Annotated in this window: 10 protein-coding genes and 1 tRNA gene; 6 read left to right on the forward strand and 5 right to left on the reverse strand. The window is 34.5% G+C overall.

Going from position 1 to position 17766, the window contains the following annotated elements; all coding sequences use genetic code 11:
* Window positions 1-68 precede the first annotated feature (68 nt).
* The 4 genes from EKL98_RS00495 to EKL98_RS00510 all read right to left on the reverse strand — a co-directional run bounded on the left by EKL98_RS00495 (window position 69) and on the right by EKL98_RS00510 (window position 7060).
* Complete coding sequence (locus tag EKL98_RS00495) at window positions 69-1130, reverse strand: glycoside hydrolase family 2 TIM barrel-domain containing protein (protein ID WP_126561272.1); 1062 nt, start codon at window positions 1128-1130, stop codon at window positions 69-71.
* Window positions 1131-1271: 141 nt separating this feature from the next.
* Window positions 1272-2357: a glycoside hydrolase family 43 protein gene (locus EKL98_RS00500; RefSeq protein ID WP_231507428.1), complete on the reverse strand. Its 1086-nt coding sequence runs from the start codon at window positions 2355-2357 to the stop codon at window positions 1272-1274.
* Window positions 2358-2448: 91 nt separating this feature from the next.
* Window positions 2449-3960: a RagB/SusD family nutrient uptake outer membrane protein gene (locus EKL98_RS00505; RefSeq protein ID WP_126561273.1), complete on the reverse strand. Its 1512-nt coding sequence runs from the start codon at window positions 3958-3960 to the stop codon at window positions 2449-2451.
* Window positions 3961-3985: 25 nt separating this feature from the next.
* Window positions 3986-7060: a SusC/RagA family TonB-linked outer membrane protein gene (locus tag EKL98_RS00510; protein ID WP_126561274.1), complete on the reverse strand. Its 3075-nt coding sequence runs from the start codon at window positions 7058-7060 to the stop codon at window positions 3986-3988.
* A gap of 222 nt (window positions 7061-7282) precedes the next feature.
* Here EKL98_RS00510 and EKL98_RS00515 point away from each other — a divergent pair, with 222 nt between their 5' ends.
* Complete coding sequence (locus EKL98_RS00515; RefSeq protein WP_126561275.1) at window positions 7283-11248, forward strand: hybrid sensor histidine kinase/response regulator transcription factor; 3966 nt, start codon at window positions 7283-7285, stop codon at window positions 11246-11248.
* 310 nt (window positions 11249-11558) lie between these two features.
* On the opposite strand, the gene EKL98_RS00520 is transcribed toward EKL98_RS00515, so the two are convergent.
* Window positions 11559-11638: transfer RNA gene (locus EKL98_RS00520), tRNA-Leu, on the reverse strand.
* A gap of 290 nt (window positions 11639-11928) precedes the next feature.
* Between EKL98_RS00520 and EKL98_RS00525 the strand changes: the two genes are divergently transcribed.
* The 5 genes from EKL98_RS00525 to EKL98_RS00545 all read left to right on the forward strand — a co-directional run bounded on the left by EKL98_RS00525 (window position 11929) and on the right by EKL98_RS00545 (window position 17757).
* Window positions 11929-12870 carry a ribose-phosphate pyrophosphokinase gene (locus tag EKL98_RS00525; RefSeq protein ID WP_126458151.1) on the forward strand — a complete coding sequence of 314 codons (942 nt, stop codon included), beginning with the start codon at window positions 11929-11931 and terminating at the stop codon, window positions 12868-12870.
* A gap of 105 nt (window positions 12871-12975) precedes the next feature.
* Window positions 12976-13587, forward strand: a complete 612-nt coding sequence (locus tag EKL98_RS00530) for a 50S ribosomal protein L25/general stress protein Ctc (RefSeq protein ID WP_126452005.1) — start codon at window positions 12976-12978, stop codon at window positions 13585-13587.
* A 283-nt stretch (window positions 13588-13870) separates the two neighbouring features.
* Complete coding sequence (gene pth / locus EKL98_RS00535) at window positions 13871-14545, forward strand: aminoacyl-tRNA hydrolase (protein ID WP_126553053.1); 675 nt, start codon at window positions 13871-13873, stop codon at window positions 14543-14545.
* Between the two features lie 141 nt (window positions 14546-14686).
* A complete protein-coding gene (locus EKL98_RS00540; protein WP_158616370.1) occupies window positions 14687-16726 on the forward strand; it encodes a M43 family zinc metalloprotease in 2040 nt (679 codons plus the stop codon).
* A 101-nt stretch (window positions 16727-16827) separates the two neighbouring features.
* On the forward strand, window positions 16828-17757 hold the full coding sequence (locus EKL98_RS00545) for a bifunctional riboflavin kinase/FAD synthetase (RefSeq protein WP_126561277.1): 930 nt from the start codon (window positions 16828-16830) through the stop codon (window positions 17755-17757).
* Window positions 17758-17766: the final 9 nt, after the last annotated feature.

Below are 17766 nucleotides of genomic sequence, written 5' to 3' on the forward strand. Positions count from 1 at the left end.
ATTAGCCCTTCTCGTTTTTTGATATTTTTACAAACTTCCGTTGTTTTAATCAAGCAGGTTGAATGTCATTATTTTTTTGCAGTCAATTTTTTTATCAAATTTACCTCATCTTGACGATATGGCGCACCATCCTTTGTAAACACATCGTGAAACCATTCAATAGGCTCTTCCCCATTTACCATAGGAGTGTCCCATTGATAAATAGTATTTGACTTTCCTGCTACTAAGCCCCAATTAATTGCTCCAATGTTTTCTTTTTTTAATAATGGCAGAATATTTGAAAACCTGCTATTTCTAGTTCGAGCCATATATTCTGTACAAATCATGGGTCTACCATGTGATTTTAATAAGTGAATTACTTGTTGATGCTCTGCAGCGTCCCCATAATGGTGGTATGTAATAATATCAGAATTTAAAGCTTGGAAAGCATTGAGTTCTTGAAAACTCCAAGTCCACAATCCAGCCGTTAAAGGTTGACTTGGGTTAATTTCTCTAGCCCATTCAAAAACTTTAGAAAGAAGATTCATTGAAGTATTCAATTTTTCACTATTACCGGGTTCATTATATAAATCCCACATCACGATACGGTCATCTTTGGAAAATGTTTTGATGATATCTTGAACATAAATTTTTAGTTCCGGAAAGTTTTTATCTTCTTTAGAGGCAGGATCTCCTGGATCTTGTACCCAACCAGAATTATGTATTCCTGGTTTAGGACTTGGCTGTAAACCAATTTTGGGATTTTTATCCCATACGTCATCAAATATCACAAAAATAGTTTTTATGCTGTGTTTATCTGCTATTTTTAAATAGGCTTTCATCCGATTTTTAAACCCTTCTGGATTATCCTTGTAGACTAAACTATGTAGGTATACACGCATCGTGTTCATGCCAATACTTTGAGCATACCCCAATTCTTTATCGATTGTCCCTGGATCAAATGTATCTGCTTGCCACATCTCCAGTTGATTGATGGCATTGCTTGGGATAAAATTAGCTCCTACCATCCAATTATTTTTAGCATACCAATTTTCTGCTTTTTTAATAGACCATTTGTGCTGATTGTTTTCTTGAGCCGATCCTACTGTTATAGTAAGAATTAAAAACAGGTTTAAGATGTGTTTTTTCATTTTAGCATTATTGAAATTTAATTATTTATTTTTTTCTTCTTTGAAAAACTACCGTTTTAATAAAAAAACGGTAGTTTAATTAACTAACTCAAACCATTAATCCTATGAATATTAATACATTAAGGATTAAATATTTTTAAATTATTCCCCTGCAGGGATAATTAATTCTTTATTAAGTGGTTCCGAAATTCCAAAAACTGGAAAACCATTGTTATCCCACGTAAATTGCTGCATTCTCATTGATCTATTTTCTCCACATCCTTGTCCAGGTTGCGGGTTGGCATGATATAGAATCCAATCCTCTTTGCCGTTTAAAGATTTAAAGAAAGAATTGTGACCGGGCCCAAAGGTGTTTCCAGTTGTATTAGATTTAAAAAGAGGATTGTTTTCGCTTCTTGTCCATGAGTTTACATCTAAAGGATTTTTTGATACTTCCATCGATATCATTCCAATGCTATATCCATCTGTCCAACATCCTCCTGCCGAATAGAACAAGAATACCTTATTGTCTCTAATTAAAAATTGGGGTGCTTCTGCTACCAAAGGATTGGTATTATTAGTTTCCCAAGTTGCGGTTGGTTTCAATAAACATACTCTTTCTGTTGAAACTTTAAAGGGGGTTTCTAATTTGGCTATGTATAAATTTTGACTGACATTAGTATCACCAGACCATCCAGACCAGGCAAAGTAATACTCGTTGTTAATCTCGATATGGGTTCCATCGATTGCCCATTTATCATCGGGCAGTTTTAATTCCCCCTTATCTACCCATGTTCCCAGAAATGGATCTTGTGACGAATTTTCAAGAACCCACATTTTGTGATTTTTATTATCGCCATCACTTGCAGCATAATAGACATACCATTTTCCATTAATTTTATGTAATTCGGGTGCCCATATTTCTTTCGAATTAAAACCAGACGAGGGTGGGGTCCAAATTATTTTTTTTGTACCATTTTTAAGTTCAGACATTTTCTCTGTTCGCATCAATGTGATATTATTTCCGGTAGTAAATGTCACAATATATTCATTGCCATTTTTATACACCCAAGGATCAGCACCAGAGCTCAGAATTGGATTTTTAAACGTAGTAGCAGTAGACATTGCGTCAATTTTTGGACTTTCACTGCTAATTTGGCTACTGTTGCAAGAAATAAATAAACTTACCGTAAGACAGACAATAGAAATGGCTCCACATTTTCTCAATTTTATTTTTAGTGATTCCATACTTGTAGTTCTTAAATTAAATATTTAGGATAAAACCCGTTAGGTGCAAATGATTAAAAAAAACAGCACCAACGGGTTTTTAATCTGTATTTTACCAATTAGGATTCTGTGTCATATTTGGATTAATATCCAAGTCTCTTTGTGGTATAGGCAGTAATTCGTGTTTCCCTTTTACAAAATTATTAAATCCAGGATCCTTGCTACTTAATGTTGGTACTAAATCACCCCATCTTTTTAAATCGTTAAATCTATGACCTTCACCTGATAATTCTAAGAGGCGTTCATGCTTGATTTGAGTTAAAAATGCTTGCTGTGACTTCCCGGTTGCTAAGGGCGCTAAGCCTGCTCTTGACCGTACTCGATTAACATATTGGTAGGCATCGTTAGTTTTTCCAGTTGCATTCAAACATTCGGCATACATTAAAAGAACATCGGCATACCGAATAAATCTGTAGTTGTTAATTCCTCTGAAGCCTTCATAATTTCTAGCGTGATCGTGAAGGAACTTTCTAAAAGATACCCTTTTATTGTTGCCATATCTTTGTAAAAATGTTTGACCATAAACCATTGTGGCAGCAGGACCGGCTTCGTTAGTAAAGTTGTATAAAAATGTTGCCGGCAGTCTGGGATCTCTTTCGTTTGAAACCGTTTTTTCAATTTCAAATTCATCAACTACCCATCTTAATGCTTCAGCATCTGAAAACCCTACTCCAGGTGGTGCATAGAATTGACCAATAGATGTTCCATAATTATGGTTAGCGGTTTGTACGTCATTATCTGTTCCTTCTGTAGGATTTTCAATATAGCTCCATTCAATTACGGATTCTGTATTAAATTCTGAAGTGATTTTGAAATTTTCGGAATAATTCGACACTAAATTATAGGCACTAGCTCCATCGCCAACAACTAAATAATCAAGCGCTTTTTTAGCAGCTTCGTAATCGCCTAATTGCATGTAGGCTTTTGCTAATAAAGCATTGGCACCGCCTTTAGTAATTCTTCCTTGATCTTTTGGATCCGCATAGCTCTTTGGTAAACGGGCAACGGCTTCCGTTAAATCCTTAACTACTTGAGCCCAAACTTTAGCCTCAGTCGAAGTTGTTGGTAAATCTGTTGGTGCAGATGGTTTTAATTGCAAAACAACATTGCCCCACAAACTGGCTAAATGATAATAATGCATTCCTCTGAAAAAATAGGCTTCGCCCAATACTCTTGCTTTCAAGTTTGAATCCATAGTTATAGCCGGCACATTTGCAAGGACAGCATTTGCTCTATTGATTCCAACATAATTATCAAAATAAACATCAACCATTGGTCCAAAATTAGAGTCTGGTTGTATGAAATTATTCATCGCATTGGCCAAATCACTCCAGGGGCTATAACTTACACCCACATCGGATCGCAAATCATAAAGCATGGGTTGCCATCTTGAAAATCCTCCTCTGTGCAAGGTACTATAACAGGCATTAACACCTTTTACAGCATCTCTTTCATTCTGCCAAAAACTTTGGTTAGTTACTTCGTTTGGGTTAACTTTATCTAACTCGTCACTACAAGAAGAAAAAATTGTTAACAGTACAAATAATATTAATATATTTTTCATGATTTTTTACTTTAGTTTTTTGTTTTTAAAATTCTAGATTTACACCAAATGCAAGAATTCGATTTGAAGGCCAGTTTCCGTTGTCCACACCTCTTTCGAGAATACCATTACCTTGCACATCGGGATCAAGTCCAGAATATTTGGTAATTGTAAATAAATTTTGTCCTGTTGCATAAACACGCAATCCAGTCATTTTTAATTTTTTTAGAATACTGTCTTCAAATGAATATCCTAGTTGAATATTTCGCAATCTAAGGTATGAGCCATCTTCCAACCATCTATCTGAACTAAATCTAGCGTTGTCAACCAAACCTTGATCATTTGTTGCTACACCAATTCTCGGGTCACTTGTATTTGTATTTGTTGGGGTCCAGGGATTTACATCACTTCTAAAGTTTGTATTTTGATAGGAATCTAACTGTTGTCTCACACTATTAAATATTTCATTTCCAAAGATCCCCACAAACTGCGCACTTAAATCAAAATTCGTATAATTAGCTCCAAGTTGTAATCCTGTTTGTAAAGTTGGCCATGATGAAGATCCACTAAAGTCTCTGTCCGTATCAGATATTCTTCCATCCGCATTGCTGTCTACAAATTTGACATCTCCAGGTTTTGCAAAAGGCTGAATCAAATTGCCATTTAACGAGTGAGCATCTATTTCAGATTGGTTTTGAAAAATACCATCTGTTTTTAACAAATACCATTGGCCTAAAGGTTGTCCCACCTTGGACCTTGTCAATCCAGTTTGTATGTAATCTATGCCTTCTCCACGGTTTCCAACTTTTTCAACACGGTTTTTTATGGTTGTAAAATTTAAACCAACATTCCATTTAAATTCATTGACATTGTTCGCGTATGAAGCTTCAAGTTCAAATCCAGTATTTCTAATTGAGCCTGCATTTACTGGAGGAGTACCCCCTAAATTACCTAAATAAACGGCAATAGGCAAATTAGTAACTAGGGCATCTTCAGACAATGAATTATAATATGCCGCAGACAGTTTTACTGTATTTTTAAATAATGATGTTTCTAGACCATAATTTTGTGTTTTTCTATTTTCCCAACGTAAATCCGGGTTCACCAATGTAGCTTGATAGGAACCCACTTGAGGCATACCGCCAAGAATCGCTCTTGTATTGTTATTTATTGTTCCTTGCCAATCAAAAGAACCCAAGGTTACGATTCCCAACTCACCATACGAAGCATTTATTTTCAAATCATCAATCCAAGGAACATTAAAAAAATCTTCTTTACTAATTCTCCAAGCACCCGCTATTGATGGAAAATTACCTGTTCTATTGTCTTTACTAAAACGACTGTCTTTGTCAATTCTTCCTGTAAGGGTTACATAATATTTACTGGCATAATCATAATTTATTCGCCCTAGATAACCAAAAGTTCTATAATCATCTGTGATTGCACCTTCGCTAGTTGATGTTCCTGTTGTTGAATTTATTTGGGTAAATATTTGATCTCCCAATTCCGTAATGTTACTTCTCATAGCTAAAGAGAAATCTCTTTTTGTTTGTTGGTCAGAAATACCTACTACACCATTTAAATTATGTTTCCCTACTTTTTTGTTAAAATTAAGGGTATGTTCCATCAAAACACTGATAAATCTTGATCTATTGTCAGCGATAAAACTAGGGCGAACTGCAGCATTAAATTGGGTAACTCCATTTCGTCTTATTCCTTTAGAAAAGTCAAAACTTGCATCAACACCAACATTAAATTTATAGCTTAAACCCTCTATTATCTCCACATTTACAAAAGCATTACCAACTAATTTCGCAAAATTTATGTTTTCACGTAAAACATCAGTAACGGCAACTTGATTCTTTGAAAATGAAACGGCATCTACAGTTCCTATTCCCCAACCTCCAGGATTATTAGCATTTATGTACCCGTCACCTTTTACAGGAATAACAGGCAACATAGTCACCATATCGAAAAAAGGATTACCCGTATCAAAAGATCCTAAAGGTTGTTTTGTGGTTGAATTAGATATTAATAAATTTTCTCCGATAGTTACGATACCTTTTTTCATCTGGGTATTCACTCTAAAAGATGTTCTTTGAAAAGACCTTCCAATTAGCACTCCTTTGTTTTCAAACTGGCTTGCAGAAAGAAAATAGGAAGAAGTTTTAGTACCCCCAGAGGCGCCAATGTTTAAGTCTACAGTATTTCCGGTTCTCGTCACTTCATCCTGCCAATTTGTATTGATATTGGGATTAAAATTTGCTCCAATTGATAAAGGAGGCATTAATCCAGAATTTGTATAACTTGTTTTTTGTAATTCGGCATATTGGGCATTGTTCATTACATCCCAAGTTTTAGGAATTTGTTGTATCCCAGTGTTAAGCGTAACGGAAATTTTAAGTGGTCCTTCTTTGCCTGATTTAGTTTTAATAATAATAACTCCATTGGCAGCTCTTGAACCGTAAATCGCTGCTGCAGATGCATCTTTTAAAATTTGGATAGACTCAATATCATTATTATTTATGGTTTGATTTGCGTCAGTAATCATTCCATCAATAATGTATAATGGATTAGAATTAACAAAGCTAGCTGATCCTCTTATCTCTATTTGAGAATTTTGTCCCGGTTGTCCACCGTTTCTAACAGTTACACCTGCGGCTAATCCTTGCAGAGATTCAGCAAGGGAGTTTGAGATGTTTTTATTTGTTTTAGTTGGATCAATAACAGCAATAGCACCTGTTAAATCACTTTTTCGTATCGATTGGTATCCAATTATGACCACCTCGTCTAAATTACCGCTGTCTGAAATTAAAACAACATTAATTGTAGTACGTCCATTGACTTTAATTGATTGGCTCTGATAACCAATATAGCTAAAGTCTAACACAGCATTAGAAGAAACATTTTTCAATGTGAATTTCCCATCAAAATCGGCAGTAGATCCAAGCTGAGTTCCTGAAATTAAGACATTGGCACCCGGTAATGGAGTTCCATCACTACCTTTAATTTCACCGCTAATATTAATTTGGCCTTGAGAATAAGCGTTGTTTAGGAACGCAAATAAGCAAAATGTTAAGGTAATGACTAATTTAATTAATTTTGGTACATTTTTTTTCATTTTGTAATAGTTTATTTGGTTATTTCTAAACAAAACACGGTCAAAAAAAAAAATAAATCTATATTTAACGTGTCATTTTTTATACAAATCAATTATAATATTTATTTTATCAGTAATATTATTATTTATGGAATGAATTGTATAATTATAGGATAATATGAATTGAAAATTGGCATTCTATTTATTTACTTTTATTCACAAAATTAGTATTAAGATTAAAAAATGAAAAAATACATCGTTCACCTCTTCATAATTTATTTCTTGACCAATTCTTCATTTGGGCAAGAGTTTTATTTTAAAAAGTATAAAAGCGAAAATGGTTTATCACATAATACTGTGCTTAGCTCTCTTCAAGATAAAAAAGGGTTTATGTGGTTTGGCACCAAAGATGGGTTAAACAGATTTGATGGCTACACTTTTAAAACTTTTCGAAATGACACTAATAGTCCTAATAGCATAGGGAGTAATTTTATTGAATGTCTCCACGAATACAATGGTCAATTGTGGGTGGGAACTAATAATGGATTATTCAAATACAATGAAAAAGCAGAAGATTTCAGCCTTTTAAGAAAGTCTTTAAACAAACCCATTGTTGACATTGAGAATGATAATGATGGAAACCTATGGTACATTGCAGACTTAACATTATTCAAGTACACAATAGCAACTAAAAAGACGGTTAGTTATAAAAATAAATTATTGTTTAATGTAGAAGAAATAACCAGAGCACCTGATGGAAGAATTTGGGTGGCATTTAATAATAATCTATATGGTTACAATAAAGAAACAAATTCGTTTAAAAAAATTAGTATTAACATCTCCACAAAAAACAAACTTCCCATAAATATTAGCAAAATAATATGTGAAGGTGAAAATAATATTTTTATCGGAACACAAAATAGTGGTGTGCTAGTTTATCATATTCGTAACAATAGTATCAAACGATTGCGTCTGCATAATGGTGAACCTTTATACATAAGAGATTTTTTAAAAATTAATCCAAACGAGTTGTGGATTGCAACAGAATCTGGCTTAATTATCTATAATTTGAAGAGTTCTAGGTATAAAAATTTAACTAAAAGCTATAATAATCCCTACTCTATTTCCGATAATGCAGTTTATTCCTTGACAGCAGATTCTGAAGGAGGCGTTTGGATAGGTACTTATTTTGGGGGCATTAATTATTATCCAAAACAGTACATACAATTCAAAAAATATTATCCAAAACTTGGTGAAAATTCAATTAGCGGTAATGCAGTTCGTGAAATTCGTTCGGACCCAAATGGGAATTTATGGATTGGTACTGAGGATGCTGGACTTAATAAGTTTAATCCCAAGACGGGACTTTTTACTAATTACGATCTTTCCAAAAACAGCAACTTATTGACCCATAACAACATTCATGGGCTATTAATCAAAGAAAATAAACTGTGGATCGGCACGTTTGATCGTGGAATTGACATCATGGATACCGACACTGGAAAAGTTATCAAACATTACAGTGTAGGAGATGGTCATGGTCTCTCCAGTAATTTTGTTTACACACTTTATCAAAATATTTCAAAACAAATTTTTGTTATTACTTCAACGGGTATACAAACTTACGATGCAGGAAAAGATAAATTCATCAACATTAAAGGATTTGCAGAACGGGTTTTTTATACTTCGTTTATGGAAGATAAAAAAGGCATTCTTTGGGCTGGTACTTATTGGGATGGTTTAATTAGTTATAATCCAAGGACTAATAAGCGCATTGTTTTTAAACAAAATAAAGACAATTCAAAAAGCATCAGTAATAATGCAATAAATGGCATCTTCCAAGACTATAAAAATGATTTATGGATCGCAACTGAAAATGGGCTTAATCTATATAATTATAAGAGCAATGAATTTAAAAATTACACTACTAAAGATGGATTTCCCAGCAATGTATTTTACTCTATTATTAGTGGTGAAAAAAATATTCTTTGGATAAGTACTTCAAAAGGTTTGGTTGAATTCGATCAAGAATCAAAAAAAATTAAGGTGTACACGGAAGACAACGGCCTTTTAAATAATCAATTCAATTATAATTCAGCTTACAAAGACAAAAACGGTATGATTTATTTTGGCAGCACGAGCGGCATGGTCGCTTTTAATCCAAAAAGGTTTTTAAAAAACACTTTTCGTCCCTCTATTTTTTTGACAGGAATAGAAATATTAGGAAAAGAATCGTCGGGAAAAACTAGTATTTCCACTTATAATAATTCTATCACCAACAACGAAGAGATTACTTTATATCCAGATGAGAATTCTTTTAATCTTGATTTTACGTCATTAAGTTATACTGCACCTGAAATGGTGAAGTATTGGTATAAGCTTGAAGGCTCTACAAGTGATTGGATTTCGTTAGGAAAAAGGCATAAGGTTTATTTTTCTGGTTTATCTTCTGGGAACTATGTTTTTAAAGTGAAAGCACTTAACGTTAACGGTATTTGGAGTAAGTCATCACCAGTACAAATTACTATTTTACCACCTCTATGGAAAAGTAATTTGGCGTACGTCTTTTACATTTGTATTCTAATTGTTTTGTGTTTTCAAGGCTTTAGATTTTATCACAACAGAATAAAGTTAAGAAATTCGTATTTATTAACAGAACTAAATAACAAAAAGGAAAAAGAATTATACAATGCCAAGATTGAGTTTTTCACCAATATTTCTCACGAGATTCGTACACCACTAAGCTTGATAAAAGGTCCTTTAGAAAAGTTGCTTGATAAAGTGGATCCGGGTACTGAAATAAAGGAGAATTTGTCTATTATGGATAAAAATGTAAGTCGTTTGCTCAATTTAGTTAGTCAATTATTAGATTTTAGAAAAACTGAATTAGAAAACGTTAGCCTTACATTTGTCAAAACAAATATTTCAGATTTAGTACGAGAAACTTACACGCAGTTTAGTCAAATAATAAAAAGCAAGAACATTTATTTTGAACTTAAATTAGAAACAGATGATTTGATTGCTTTTGTCGATGCTGAAGTATTGACTAAAATATTGAGTAATCTGTTTAATAATGCGATAAAATATTCAAAATCTAACATTATTCTTTCCTTATCAAAAAAGGAAGGCTATTTCAAATTAACGATAAAAAATGATGGTAAATTAATTCCATCCCATCTTAGAAACAAGATATTTGAACCTTTTTTTAGAGCGCCAGGAACCGAAAATCAATCCGGAACTGGAATAGGTCTAGCCTTGGCTTATTCCCTTGTGAAGCTACACAAAGGCAAATTAAAATTAGACACTAATGATGCTGCAATGAATAGTTTTGTACTCAAACTTCCTATACATCAGGATAAAGAGTTCGATTTTGACAATGTAAAAAAATCTGATATTAAAGTAGAAGACGACTTCTCTACTCATAAATTAAAAATCGAAAACAATAAACCGACTATCCTTTTGATAGAAGACAATGAGGATTTACTAGATTTTGTTGCTAAAGATTTAATGGATACTTACACAATAATAAAATCAACAAATGCCATCCAAGCATTAGATATTGTTGATAACGAGAGCATCCAACTAATAATCAGCGATGTCATGATGCCAGAAATGGACGGTTTTACATTTTGTGAAAAAATGAAAACTAATATAAGTACAAGCCATATTCCCATTATTTTATTAACTGCAAAAATATCCCTTGGGGCTAGGATAGAGGGGTTAGAATCTGGTGCAGACGCATACATTGACAAGCCTTTTTCTATGGGATATCTCAAAGTACAAGTGTCTAATTTATTGGATAATCGAAGAAATATAATAGACCATTATTCAAGTTCTCCTCTGGCTCATATCAGAACGATGGCTCATACCAGTGTAGACGAAAATTTCATAAAAAGACTCGATGGAATTATCATTAGCAATATTTCAGATTCTAATTTAAGTGTTGACACCTTGGCATTGAATATGAATATGAGTCGATCCACATTGTACAGAAAAATTAATAGTGTCACTAATTTGACTCCTCTTGATTTAATAAATATTACCCGACTTAAAAAAGCTGCCGAATTATTGAAAACAGGTAGTTATAAAATCTATCAAATAGCCGAAATGGTTGGTTTTAATTCACAGGTAAGTTTCGGTAGAAGTTTTCAAAGACAATTTAATATGACCCCATCTGAATATATAAAGTTTGAGATAAAACAACAATAAATAACACACTAGGAATAACAGGTAATTCTCGTATTTGAGAAGCATTCTATAGCATTTACATAAGTTCTCAATGAATTAAATATCATGCTGTATCCCACGGAAAAAGAATTTATGTATCTAATTATGATTAGAAAATAATATTAGCTGGTTCAATATTTACTGGAAAACTACTTTTCAGAAATGATGGTTGTCGAACCACTAATGTGAATGAAGTAATCAACGTTTTGACTAGAAGTAGCAATGGTCGGGCAACTACAATAAAAAAAGTCCGTAAAGTGTTGATTTACAACGCTATTACGGACTTTTAATGTACCCGGAGCCGGAGTCGAACCGGCACGGTTTCCCACAGGTGTTTGAGACCAGCGCGTCTACCAATTCCGCCATCCGGGCTTAGCTAGACATGAAATAACAACAGTTATTTCAACGCAATAAAAGAGGTGGTTGTGTTTAAATCAACCATCAATTCCTTTAACACGATGCAAATGTAAAAAATAATATTAAATGTTCAACTAAAAATACTTAATTTTTTCCTTTCAGAGTTGAATAAATTTTATAAATTTGCACCTCGTTAAAAACACAACACACAACTAACTACACCCGAGGCAAATACAAACATACGGCTTTATACAAATGACAAAGCCAACAGTATGGAGCGCAGCGGAATAAAAACAACAAATTAAATGTCACACCTAGAACCAGAAGCTAAAATTTTTGCGTGTTCACAAAGTGTCTATCTGGCTGAAAAAATAGCAGAGCAATACGGAATCCCTTTAGGGAAAATCACCATGTCAAAATACAGCGACGGTGAATTTCAGCCTTCTTATGAAGAGTCTATCAGAGGATTACGGGTTTTTATCGTTTGTTCTACTTTTCCAACGGCAGATAATTTGATGGAAATGTTACTGATGATTGATGCTGCAAAACGGGCTTCGGCACGACACATAACAGCAGTAATTCCTTACTTTGGTTGGGCAAGACAAGATAGAAAAGATAAGCCAAGAGTTCCGATAGGAGCTAAATTAGTGGCTAATTTACTTGATGCTGCAGGCGCAACAAGAGTAATGACCATGGATTTGCACGCAGATCAAATTCAAGGATTCTTTGAAAAACCGGTAGATCACCTTTTTGCATCGACAATATTCTTGCCGTACGTAAAAAGTTTAGGTTTAGACAATCTGACTATCGCTTCTCCAGACATGGGAGGTTCAAAAAGAGCCTATGCGTATTCTAAATTCTTAGAATCGGATGTGGTGATTTGTTACAAACAAAGAAAAGAAGCCAATATTATTGACACCATGGAATTGATTGGTGAAGTTAAAGGTAAAAATGTAATCTTAGTAGATGACATGATTGATACCGGAGGCACTTTGGCGAAAGCCGCAGATTTAATGATCGAAAAAGGAGCACTGAGCGTACGAGCAATTTGTACACACGCGATTTTGTCCGGGGATGCTTACGAAAAAATAGAGAATTCTAAATTATTAGAATTAATCGTCACCGATTCTATTCCGTTAAAGAAAGAATCAAAAAAAATAAGAGTGTTGAGTTGTGCGCCTCTTTTTGCTGAAGTTATGCACATGGTGCACCACAACAATTCCATAAGTGGAAAATTTATAATGTAATACATTAGTCGTAAAGTCCAATGTCTTAAAGTTATAAAGTCTTGCTGATAGCCAAAAGCTAAAAGCCAAACAAGTAATATTATTTAATAACTATATTTTTTTACAATGAAATCGATTACAATTAAAGGATCAGAAAGAGAAAGCGTGGGTAAAGTTGCGACTAAAGCCCTACGTAATGCTGGATTGGTTCCTTGCGTATTATACGGAGGAAATCAGGCAGTTCATTTCTCAGCAGAAGTTATGGCTTTCAAAAACTTGGTTTACACCCCAAACGCTCACACAGTTGAGATCAATCTAGGTGAAGGAAAATCATTTAACGCTATTTTACAAGACATTCAGGTTCACCCGGTGTCTGACAAGATCTTACACATTGACTTCTTTCAATTATTTGATGACAAAGAAATCACTATGGAAGTTCCTGTAAAAATCATTGGTAACTCTAAAGGAGTTATGGCCGGTGGAGATTTACGTTTGAACACTCGTAAACTAAAAGTAAAAGCTTTACCAAAAAATCTTCCTGATTTTATTGAAGCTGACATTACTGCCTTAGACATGGGTAACAAATTGTACGTTACTAAAGTAGCTTCTCCGGACTACAAAATCATGCACCCGGACAACACTGTAATTTGTCAAGTGAAAATCTCTCGTGCCGCTATGAAAGCAGCTCAAGAGGCAGCAAAAGCAGCAAAAGCTCCCGTAAAAGGAAAGAAAAAATAATATTTTTTCAATCATTCAAGAAAGCATCAGTTCTACAACTGGTGCTTTTTTTTGCTTTTTATTTTTTCATTTAGAGCAACGAGAAACCTCATTATCCTATTTTAAATTATGAGGAGCACCACTACCCATTTTCACAATAACGCTCCTCCTGCTGTCCGTTGTATCCACGCCAAAAAGCGCGGGATGCCACTCCCATCAGGGCTATCCAGAACTATTTTGTTCCCAATACCGATTTTCTAAAAATCTAATAGTACACTATTCTAATTAAGTCTATTTTTGCAGTATGATAAAATGGATTTCAAATTTATTCTCGCATACAAAAACTGAGAATAATACAGATTGTAGGAAATCAGAGGCTCTCGAACACCAAAAAAATAATATAGAAAACGTGAGTAATAAATTTTTAATAATAGGACTCGGCAACATTGGCGCCGAGTATGTAAACACTCGCCACAACATTGGTTTTAAAATCGTGGATTTCCTCGCCCGGAAAGAAAGCGTTACTTTCGAAACCGTAAAACTGGGTACACTGGCCCAATACAAATTCAAAGGAAGAACTTTTTTGCTACTCAAACCCAACACATATATGAATTTGAGCGGAAAAGCCGTGCAATACTGGATGGGAAAAGAGAATATTCCACTTGAAAATATTCTGGTGATCACCGATGATTTGAATCTATCTTTTGGAGCCATTCGCATCCGACAAAAAGGAAGCGATGGCGGACACAACGGACTCAAAAACATCAATCTGGTATTGAATACGCAAAATTACGCCCGATTCCGTTTTGGGATCAGTGACGAATTCAAAAAAGGAAAACAAGTTGACTATGTCCTTGGCGACTGGGATGATACTGAAAAAACAGCGCTTACGGAACGACTGGAATTAGCCTCCGAAATCATAAAATCCTTTGGAACTTCCGGACTGGAAATTACCATGACCACATTTAACGGGAAATAAAAAAAGGAATATGCTTCCTTTGTACGCCTCTGTTTTTTTTAATTTGTATTAGATAAAAATAATAATTAATTTTAATGCATGTTTTTAATACACACTAAAAATCAACACATTGAATTACCCTTTTCTAAACACATCCATAATATGAAAAAAATTATTTTTTTTATTACACTGTGCTTTTTTTTTTCAATCAATCCTACGTTTGCACAAGTAAATAACACCCCTTCAAAAGCGCTTCTTTTTGGCAAAAATAAAATCATTCCGGAAGGTTCTGTAATTCGATGTGCCACGACAGAATATGAAGAATACCTAAAATCCAAAAATCCAAACAGAATATCTACTGCTGAATTTGAACAATGGATAGCACCAAAGATTGAACTCGAAAAAAATAAAAAAAAGAATGCTGCACAAGGATTCAAAACAAATGCAGTCATCACCATACCGGTTGTCGTTCATGTAATTCATAATGGCGACCTTTTAGGCAGTGATGAAAATATTTTTGATGAACAAGTAATTTCTCAAATTCAAGTACTCAACGAAGATTTCAGAAAAAAAGCTAACACTCCAGGATTCAACACCAATTCTGTAGGAGCTGATGTAGAAATAGAATTCGCACTGGCTAAACGAGATCCATCGGGCATTTCATCAAACGGGATAAACCATGTAAACTTAGGGCGAGAAAGCTGGTCTACTGTCGATATTGATGGCTCTCTAAAACCCCAAACACAATGGAATCCTGAAAAATACCTTAATATTTGGGTAGTCAAATTTACCAAAACCGATCTTTTGGGATACGCACAATTTCCTAGTGCTTCCGGACTGCCGGGAATAAATCAAGATGAAGGCTTCGCTAACACTGACGGTGTCGTGATTGGTTATACTTTTTTTGGTTCATCCAGTTATTTTACCGGAGGAAACTACACTACTCCTTATGACAAAGGGAGAACAACCTCCCATGAGGTAGGACACTGGCTTGGGCTGCGCCACATTTGGGGAGACGGAGGCTGTGATGTAGACGATTTTTGTCAAGATACGCCTAATGCAGGACAAGAAAACACGGGCTGCCCATCAAATATTGATTCCTGTCCCGCATCCCCAGGCTTAGATATGGTTGAAAATTATATGGACTATACGGATGACACTTGTATGAACATCTTTACAGCAGATCAAAAAGCACGAATGATTACTGTAATGAATAATTCCGTAAGACGGGCTTCTTTGAAAACTTCGGATGCACTTACCCCGGGTGTCATCTTTGCCAATGATGCTTCAACAATGGTTATAAACTTAAACATTCCTCCTTGCGGCACTAGCTTTATTCCTGTTATTAGAATCGTGAATAAAGGCAGCGCAACATTGACTCAAGCCTCAATCAGTTATGGAATTGATAATAACAACCTGCAAACCTATAATTGGACTGGAAGCCTGGCAAATAACGAATCCCAAAATATTACTTTAAATAGTTTGACTACTACTGGAGGCAATCATGATTTCAGCAGTACAATAACTAGTACCAATAGGAAAACGGATCAAAACAGCGCCAACAACAGCGATACTATAAATTTTGACATTACAAAAAATTACGCCAGCAATACAGTAGTTTTCTCCTTACAACAAGACTATTATGGTTCAGAAACCACCTGGAATCTTACAAATTCAGCCGGAACCGTGTTATACAAAGGAGGCCCTTATACAGATCTTCCAGAAACCGGGCCGCTTCCTGATCCAATCAAGGCAACCTTCGATCTCGCAGGCAATGATTGTTACACTTTTACTATATTTGATACTCAAGATGATGGTATCTGTTGTGATTTCGGAAATGGCTCTTACACTGTATCAACCCCTACGAATGAAATTATTGCTACCGGAGGAGCCTTTGGGGGAACCCAATCTAAAAGTTTTAGAATTGGATCATTATCTACCGTCGATATAGAAAAATTAAATTCGGTTTACCTCTACCCAAATCCCACCTCTAACATACTGAACGTAGTTAGTGAGAACAAACTCAATACTCCGGAGGTTTACACTATTATCAATACTTTAGGTCAGATCCTAAAATCAAAAAAAATAGAATCAGCGGAGGATCTTCAGATAAACGTCTCCCATTTATCGCAAGGTATTTATTTTTTAAAATTATCGAAAAATCAATCTGAAACGACTACTATTCCGTTTATTAAAAAATAAATTAAAGTCTATAATACATTAAAAAAGCATTGAACTTTTCAATCCTTTTTTAATTATATCAATTGTATACCTTAAATTTGCACCATTATAAAACACTTGCTTTGAAGATTTTTCATTCTATAAACGATTTCGTTTCCCCAAAAAAAACAATTCTAACGTTGGGTACCTTTGATGGTGTCCATATTGGGCACAAAAAAATCCTGAATAAACTGACCCAAAATACGGAAAACGAGAATTACGAAAGTCTGGTACTTACTTTTTTTCCGCATCCCCGAATGGTTTTACAGGAACATTCTGATCTAAAATTACTCAACACTATCACTGAGAAAATTGATTTGTTGGAAAAAATTGGTATCGAAAACCTTGTCATCCATCCTTTTGACGAAACTTTTTCAAGATTGACTGCCGAAGAATTTGTAAGTACTATTCTCGTAGATCGTTTTCACATCCACAAGATAATAATAGGCCACGACCATCGATTTGGACGAAACCGAACAGCTGATATTGACGATCTTATCGCCTTTGGAAAAGAGTATAATTTTGAAGTAGAACAAATATCCGTTCAGGAAATCAATGCCATTTCCGTGAGTTCCACTAAAATCAGAAAGGCCTTATTAGAAGGTGATATGGCGCTGGCTAATGAATATTTAGGCTATGATTATTCACTCACTGGGAAAATCATTCAAGGAAAACAGCTGGGAAGGACTATCGGTTTTCCAACGGCTAACTTAAAAGTTGAAGAAAACTACAAACTGATTCCACAAAATGGAGTGTACATTGTACAAAGTAGTATCAATCAAAAAACGGTTTTCGGGATGATGAACATTGGGTTCAATCCTACTGTTGATGGACAAAATCAGTCGATAGAAATTCATTACTTTGATTTCGATGCTGATTTATACAATCAAGATATTAGTGTCTCGATACTTCAAAGAATTCGTTCCGAACAAAAATTCGAATCAGTTGACGTACTAAAAGAACAACTTGAAAAAGACAAAAAAACAGCACTTGCCTATTGGAATAAATATTGATTTTTTCAT

It is taken from the genome of Flavobacterium bomense (genome assembly GCF_003970355.1).

What these genes read in the sequence shown, in the direction of transcription:
- EKL98_RS00515 (WP_126561275.1), top strand. Translation starts at nt 7,283, where the DNA reads ATGAAAAAATACATCGTTCACCTCTTCATAATTTATTTCTTGACCAAT.
- pth (WP_126553053.1), top strand. Translation starts at nt 13,871, where the DNA reads ATGATAAAATGGATTTCAAATTTATTCTCGCATACAAAAACTGAGAAT.
- EKL98_RS00510 (WP_126561274.1), bottom strand. Translation starts at nt 7,060, where the DNA reads ATGAAAAAAAATGTACCAAAATTAATTAAATTAGTCATTACCTTAACA.
- EKL98_RS00500 (WP_231507428.1), bottom strand. Translation starts at nt 2,357, where the DNA reads ATGGAATCACTAAAAATAAAATTGAGAAAATGTGGAGCCATTTCTATT.
- EKL98_RS00530 (WP_126452005.1), top strand. Translation starts at nt 12,976, where the DNA reads ATGAAATCGATTACAATTAAAGGATCAGAAAGAGAAAGCGTGGGTAAA.
- EKL98_RS00505 (WP_126561273.1), bottom strand. Translation starts at nt 3,960, where the DNA reads ATGAAAAATATATTAATATTATTTGTACTGTTAACAATTTTTTCTTCT.
- EKL98_RS00540 (WP_158616370.1), top strand. Translation starts at nt 14,687, where the DNA reads ATGAAAAAAATTATTTTTTTTATTACACTGTGCTTTTTTTTTTCAATC.
- EKL98_RS00495 (WP_126561272.1), bottom strand. Translation starts at nt 1,130, where the DNA reads ATGAAAAAACACATCTTAAACCTGTTTTTAATTCTTACTATAACAGTA.
- EKL98_RS00525 (WP_126458151.1), top strand. Translation starts at nt 11,929, where the DNA reads ATGTCACACCTAGAACCAGAAGCTAAAATTTTTGCGTGTTCACAAAGT.